This window comes from Scytonema sp. UIC 10036 (genome assembly GCF_009725235.1).
The window spans coordinates 70,709-77,222 of sequence record NZ_WJFC01000042.1 but is presented as its reverse complement, the minus strand read 5'-3'; the positions used below and the strand labels follow the sequence as shown (position 1 = coordinate 77,222).

The 6,514-nt window shown below is 41.6% G+C and carries 5 protein-coding genes and 1 pseudogene; 3 read left to right on the top strand and 3 right to left on the bottom strand.

Annotated features, from left to right (window positions below; all coding sequences use genetic code 11):
- The 3 genes and pseudogenes from F7734_RS20930 to F7734_RS20920 form a co-directional block, all read right to left on the bottom strand.
- Window positions 1–182, bottom strand: a 182-nt coding sequence (locus tag F7734_RS20930) for a four helix bundle protein (RefSeq protein WP_166482035.1), incomplete at its 3' end; no start/stop codon positions are given.
- Window positions 183–273: 91 nt separating this feature from the next.
- Window positions 274–1,500 (bottom strand): annotated as a pseudogene (locus F7734_RS20925) (ISAs1 family transposase).
- A gap of 275 nt (window positions 1,501–1,775) precedes the next feature.
- A complete protein-coding gene (locus F7734_RS20920; RefSeq protein ID WP_347566252.1) occupies window positions 1,776–2,660 on the bottom strand; it encodes a Uma2 family endonuclease in 885 nt (294 codons plus the stop codon).
- 165 nt (window positions 2,661–2,825) lie between these two features.
- On the opposite strand from F7734_RS20920, the gene F7734_RS20915 reads away from it, so the two are divergent.
- The 3 genes from F7734_RS20915 (at window position 2,826) to F7734_RS20905 (ending at window position 6,492) form a co-directional block, all read left to right on the top strand.
- Window positions 2,826–3,782, top strand: a complete 957-nt coding sequence (locus tag F7734_RS20915; protein WP_155746463.1) for a ferritin-like domain-containing protein — start codon at window positions 2,826–2,828, stop codon at window positions 3,780–3,782.
- Window positions 3,783–3,812: 30 nt separating this feature from the next.
- The gene (locus F7734_RS20910) at window positions 3,813–4,562 is read left to right on the top strand and encodes an isoprenyl transferase (protein ID WP_155746462.1); all 750 of its coding nucleotides are present in this window, start codon (window positions 3,813–3,815) and stop codon (window positions 4,560–4,562) included.
- A 580-nt stretch (window positions 4,563–5,142) separates the two neighbouring features.
- Window positions 5,143–6,492 (top strand): NAD(P)/FAD-dependent oxidoreductase, encoded by a 1,350-nt coding sequence (locus F7734_RS20905; protein WP_155746461.1) that lies wholly within the window; start codon window positions 5,143–5,145, stop codon window positions 6,490–6,492.
- The last annotated feature ends 22 nt before the right edge of the window (window positions 6,493–6,514 follow it).

Here is a 6,514-nt window from a genome sequence, read left to right as displayed (position 1 = left end):
GGTGAAGCAGCGCGGTCTTGGGGGTTTCCCCCATGAGCGACTGCTGAACCCGGAGGGTCAGTCAAAGCAAATCTTTCGTCCACAGGAAACTTTTTGGACACCTCAAAAATTTCCATTGCTACAGAAAAAGCAATTTTATAAATTCCCAAGTCTTTATGGTCTTTTATCGGTTCTCTACTCATTGTCTTGACCTTATTAGTGTTAAGACTATTTGAATCATTTTGATGAATAAATTAATCTGCTTCCAGGCAGAGCATCACTTATCAATTTTTATTATATCCCTAATTGTAAAACTTCGCTCAAATATTTGTCGTCCATTGCTGCTAAAAACTGTTTGTTTTTAATCCCTATCTTCTTAGTTTTTTCTTGACTTAAAAGATGAACGGCTATACGACGAAGAACAGCAAAATTCTCAGGGGCATTATCTTTTCGGATTCGACAGTCGTCTTCACAAGACAGCAACATCACTTCCCCCAATGAAGAGAATTTTCAATTCCCCAATGATTACGTAATTAGTTGTTAGTTTTTCTGCATCATTATTCAAACTGCAAATAAAATAACGAGTTTCCACACTAGTTTTCCCATTCACACTTCTTACTGATTCAACCATTCCTATACTCTTCAAATTAGCCCATTCATAATTTGGCTCTACCTTGTTTACTATATCTGACAACATTATGTAATGACGTATCTCATCTCTTCCATGATTGTTTTCACGGGTATGGTAACTGCTATGATTGTACCCATCAAATTTATTTGCCATTGCGTCTTTAAATATTGACTCTACATTTTTATATAGATTCTTTTGATTTTTTTTCAGTGTAATAATGTAATCGCCTTGCTGATGAGTAATTAATTTTACTATTTCTTTTTGACAACCCATGGCATCAATTGTTACCAGACATCCAGCTACATCTAATATTTTAATCAACTCTGGAATTGCTTTGATTTCCGCCGATTTTTTATCTACTTTTCGTTGTCCTAAAACTAAACGATTTTCACTTGCCCAAGCATTAACCCTTCGGGTTCGCCAGTCCCCTACGAAAGGAGACCTTTCTACAGGGCTGGACTCACCATATGGATAGCTGCTTTGTTTTTCTCTTTATCATATGACCCTCTTAAAGTTTTTCCATCAATTGCTATAACTTCTTTATTTGTCATTTTACTAAGAGATTGAATCCAACTTAAAAAACATTCTTGAAACTCTTGTGGGTCAAGCCGAGAAAAAATTAAGCGCAAAAGTATCATGTGATGGTGAGACCAGTCCTGAAGGAGGGTCTCCCTCCGTAGGGAACTGGCGAACCCGAAGGGTATACCATTTGGTAATTCTAAAAACTGTTGCAACCATTTATGTTTTGCTTTTCCATAAGTTTCAATTGCTACTCAACCTTCCGCGCCACATATAACAGCGCAAATGGCAATAGTAATAATATCTATAAGTTTATGCTGTTTTGTTCTATCTACTCTCGGATCTGATAACTTAGCAAAGTGCAAGGGCAATTTTTATTTTGGGTTGAATTTTCATATTTAGCCCGTTACCCAAGCAATCTCTGTCTTAAATTACCAAAAAGTTAGCGATGTACAGATTTAAATCTGACCCCATAAATACCCGCTCATGGGAATGTTCTGTCATATCTAGTCCTGTACCATAACCATGCGGAAAAGTTTCGTAATTTCTTAGCGCCTTTGCGTCTTCGCGTGAGCTTTATTCAGGGTAAATAAGCCGACATGATATCAGTCGGATTGCCCGACTGAGCAGCAATGAACTCATGCTCTCATGATTCTAATTCCTCCTGGTTAATCCCCAAAGCTTCTAACTGCTCTGGAGTAAGCGCTCTCAGTTTTTCAGTCAACTTGAGCCGTTTTTGACGTTCTTGTTCCTTCATTTGACGTTCTTGTTCTGTTTCTTTGACAGCTTGTTCTGTATCTGTGAGTATCCAGTTGCCTTCTGAATCATACCAGCGCAACCACTGGCGAGTAATTCCTTCAAATTCCCCAACCCACACTCCCAATCCTAAGTTCAACTCCGGAATCCAAAACCGAGGATTCTCAGGGTCTAGAGTTTGCTCTTGGTAGTGTCCTCCTTCTAGTTTGAATCCACGCAAGCGATTGCTATAGCGACTAAACACTGCATAGTATGGCACTCGCAAGATACGTTCGTATACATCCCATTTTCTAGGCGGCACTTCTTTAAGAGTTTGCCCATTACTGGACTCTGATTCCGCACTGATTCCGCTTAACTCTTCCGCAGTCGTTTCCTCAAACATTGGCTCCAATTCTGCATAATCACCCAAGTCTTCTTTTTGTGTGCCTGGTGATAGCAATTCCACCACCACAAAGGGATTCACTCCTTCTTGCCAAACCACGTAGCTAGAACGTAAGTCTTTTTCCTCATACAAACGCGGTACATCTAGCACTAAAAACCAATCCGGGCGTTTGTACCACTGAGTATGACGCACATCATAGTACAGATTTAAATCCGACCCCGTAAATATTCGCTCGTAAGAATAATTTGTCAATCGCATTGTTCGACTGAGCAGTTGCGGTTGCAAATCGTGAAATTCATCAGGCAAACCAGGTTCCTCCGCATCTTCACTGGGTAGATTGTACATCGTTGGCAGTGTTAGTTTTGGTGGTAGCGGCGGCTTTATTTGGGGGATGGAGGGGCTAGTTGGCTGCATGGCAATTCATTTTACCCATTGAGCTTTTCTCCGATTGTATCTCCTGCTAGTATCCGACTTTTTTCCCGACTTCAACCGACTGACAAAGAATCTTACAGTTGCTTAAGCTATTGGGCAAAGAGGTCAAAATCAAAGTGAAAACATATGATTAATACTCTCAGCCCAATGTCTCAAGACTTGGCAGGATTAGTTTATTCTCCTACACACTACTTTCAAATTCAACATCGAATTCGTTCTCTTGCAGATGATTATCTCTCTATTGAGAAACTGTGCGATCGCTTGCAAGATTTACCCATTCAGTTTAACAACCCACAACCCCGTCCTTGGAAACATATTGACTGGCAAGCTATTTCTTCAGAGCAAATTATAGGATTAGACAGAGAAGTTTTTTTGTCCATCTTGAGAGGTGCGATGGACACCGAAGCTCCTATTCGGGAATACACTCAAACCAGCCGACAATATTTAGAAAATTTGCATCCCCAGCTAGCGCGATTTGTAGGAGGGACAGTCGATGAAACTGGAAAGTTAATCGAACCTGGATTGTGGGAAAAAGAAGAGCGCCAACACACTCCCGCTTTGATGAAAGTCTATTACCAATTAACAGGTGAGAAGATTGTCGCAAATTTCCGCACTGTTAGAGGTTATCTCCCTACTGACGACCCGCATGAAGATTTGTATCGTCATGGATTGCACCGGGTTGCAACTGAATACGGCGCAACTTGCCTCTATTTATGGTTAATGGTGCATACAACAGGAGCACTTCAAGACGTTTTAGAGGAATTGCTTCAGGATGAAATTAATCATATGAGCAAATTCTGGGGATTTGGTGTCTGGGCTTTTCCAGATACTTCCTTGATAAAGGTAGGACATACCCTTCTAAAAACACGCCACAAAGATTACAAACGCAACAGCCTGATGCGTACTTTAAAACGCATGATGGGTACACTGAACTGGAGTTCTTGGTCTTCGACCAATAAAATGACTCTCTTGTTTACTTTCAGCTATGCAATGCGTCGTTTATGGCTTTGGAACAATCGCTTGACACCAAAGTATTTACAAAGCTTGTTCGACCATGCGCCCTTACCAACCACCAACCACTAACCACTAACCACTAACCACTATCCACTAACCATGACTTCACAACTCCCCTTAGATATAGACCCCCATCGCTTACCCCAACACGTCGCTGTCATCATGGATGGTAATGGTCGATGGGCAAACCAACGAGGATTACCTCGCATCGCCGGACATCGACAGGGTGCAAAAACCCTGAAAGAATTGTTGCGCTGTTGTAAAGATTGGGGAATAAAAGCGCTCACAGCCTATGCTTTTTCTACTGAAAATTGGCGGCGTCCTCTTGAAGAAGTCGATTTTCTCATGCTTCTGTTTGAAAAATTGTTGCGCCAAGAATTAGCCCAAATGCATCGGGAAGGGGTACGAATCTCATTTATTGGGGATTTGTCAATTCTACCTACGTCTTTACGAGCTGAGATTGAGCGTTCAATGGCAGAGACTTTGCACAACCAAGCACTTCATTTTAATGTCGCAGTCAATTATGGCAGCCGCAGTGAAATCACAAGAGCTTGCCGTCAAATAGCACAACTCGTGCAACAGGGGGAACTGAGCTTAGAAGATGTTCAAGAGAATTTAATCGAACAAACGCTTTACACAGCAGGGACTCCCGAACCAGATTTATTGATTCGCACAAGTGGTGAAATGCGATTGAGCAATTTTCTCCTCTGGCAAATGGCTTATACAGAATTGTATTTTACTGATATTTTTTGGCCGGATTTCAATCGCACTGCATTTCATCAGGCTTTACTCAGTTACCAAAGACGCGATCGCCGTTTTGGTCAAGTCAAAACTTCTTTGTCTGCATGAGGACCTCGTTCCCAGCCTCTGGCTGGGAATGCCTCACGCGAGGCTCCGCCTCCTGTATAGCGCGCCTGCATTCTGTGACGGAGCCTGGGAACGAGAGTGGCGGTCTGTCCATCTACCTATCAGAATTTATGTGGTAGACCACTAGGGAGTCAAAGCAGTTTTTATACAAACTTAAGCAGTATTTTTAGCACCTTAAGATAGATGCTAACGGCTTTGAAATAATGTTACAATTATTAATGATTTGAAGTCTGACATTTTTCGTGCTTACAAATTCCGAATCTACAGTATTTTTAAGGTTATAGAATGTATAAAAACTTTATCACTAATCAATCGGGAAAAGTCAATTTAGGAAGTGTAGTAGTAACTATGTAGATTGACTTGGGGTTTAGCTAGTACAACCACAGGATAAGTACCTAGTGGTGTTATTTTTATGACAAATACTGTTGTGTTTACCAATTGACCGTATCCGAAAGAACTTTTACATTTCTTAATATGTCTGTGGTAAGCAGAACTACTCTAACAAGAATGTTGAAAATTTGTTAAGAAGGATTACAAAGGATTACCCTAGGAAGTAAATCTTATGATGAACACTGTTGATAGTCAGCCACCCCATCATGTAGTTATTGTAGGCGGAGGATTTGGGGGTTTATACGCCGCAAAAGCACTGGGACGTACTAATGTAAAAGTTACTCTAATTGATAAGCGCAATTTTCACCTATTCCAACCACTGTTATACCAAGTCGCTACTGGTACTGTCTCCCCTGCTGATATCTCCTCACCATTACGTTCTATTCTCAGTAAGAGCAAGAATACAAAAGTGCTGCTTGGAGAAGTGACTGATATCGATCCCCAAGCACAAGAAGTTATTTTGGGCGAAGAAGCAATACACTACGATTCCCTCATCCTGGCTACAGGCGCAAAGCACTCCTACTTTGGTAAAGATCGATGGGAAGAATTTGCCCCTGGTTTAAAAACAGTGGAAGATGCTATTGAAATGCGCCGTCGTATTTTTATGGCGTTTGAAGCGGCTGAAAAGGAAACTGACCCCGAAAAACGCCGCGCTTGGTTAACTTTTGTAGTTGTTGGTGGTGGTCCTACAGGTGTTGAACTAGCAGGTGCGATCGCAGAACTGGCTTACCATACAATGAAAGAGGATTTCCGCAACATCGATACGAATGAAGCACAAGTTTTGCTTCTAGAAGGTTTGGATCGGGTTCTCCCTCCTTTTGCATCAGAATTATCAAAACAAGCAGAGGCGTCTTTAACAAAGTTAGGTGTTGCCGTACACACAAAAACACTGGTAACGAACATAGAAGGTGATATTCTTACTCTGAAGCAAGGAGATGAGTTCCAACAGATTGCTGCCAAAACAGTGTTGTGGGCTGCTGGTGTCAAAGCATCTCCTCTGGGTAAGTTGCTGTGTGAACGTACTGGGGCTGAGAGCGATCGCGCAGGAAGAGTTATTGTTGAGCCAGATTTGAGTGTCAAAGGATTTTCCAATATTTTTGTGATTGGCGATTTAGCACATTTTGCCCATCAGAATGGCAAACCCCTACCTGGTGTTGCTCCTGTAGCTATGCAGGAAGGACAATATGTTGCTAAATTAATTCAACAGCGAATGAAAGGTAAGACACTGCCACAGTTTTCTTATACTGACATGGGTAGCTTGGCAGTGATCGGACAAAATGCTGCTGTTGTGGACTTGGGTTTTGCCAAATTTACAGGTTTTGTAGCGTGGTTGTTCTGGCTGATGGTTCACATTTACTTCCTAATTGAGTTTGACAATAAACTCTTGGTGATGATTCAGTGGGGCTGGAACTATTTCACCCGCAAACGTGGGGCTAGGTTGATTACTGGTCAGGAAACTGTGCAGCCTAATGGGAATGGGTACTACGCACCAGCAAATAATAGACAGTTGGTTAGTGGTTAGTTGTTAGTTGTTAGTTGTTAGT

What these genes read in the sequence shown, in the direction of transcription:
- F7734_RS20905 (WP_155746461.1), top strand. Translation starts at nt 5,143, where the DNA reads ATGATGAACACTGTTGATAGTCAGCCACCCCATCATGTAGTTATTGTA.
- F7734_RS20910 (WP_155746462.1), top strand. Translation starts at nt 3,813, where the DNA reads ATGACTTCACAACTCCCCTTAGATATAGACCCCCATCGCTTACCCCAA.
- F7734_RS20915 (WP_155746463.1), top strand. Translation starts at nt 2,826, where the DNA reads ATGATTAATACTCTCAGCCCAATGTCTCAAGACTTGGCAGGATTAGTT.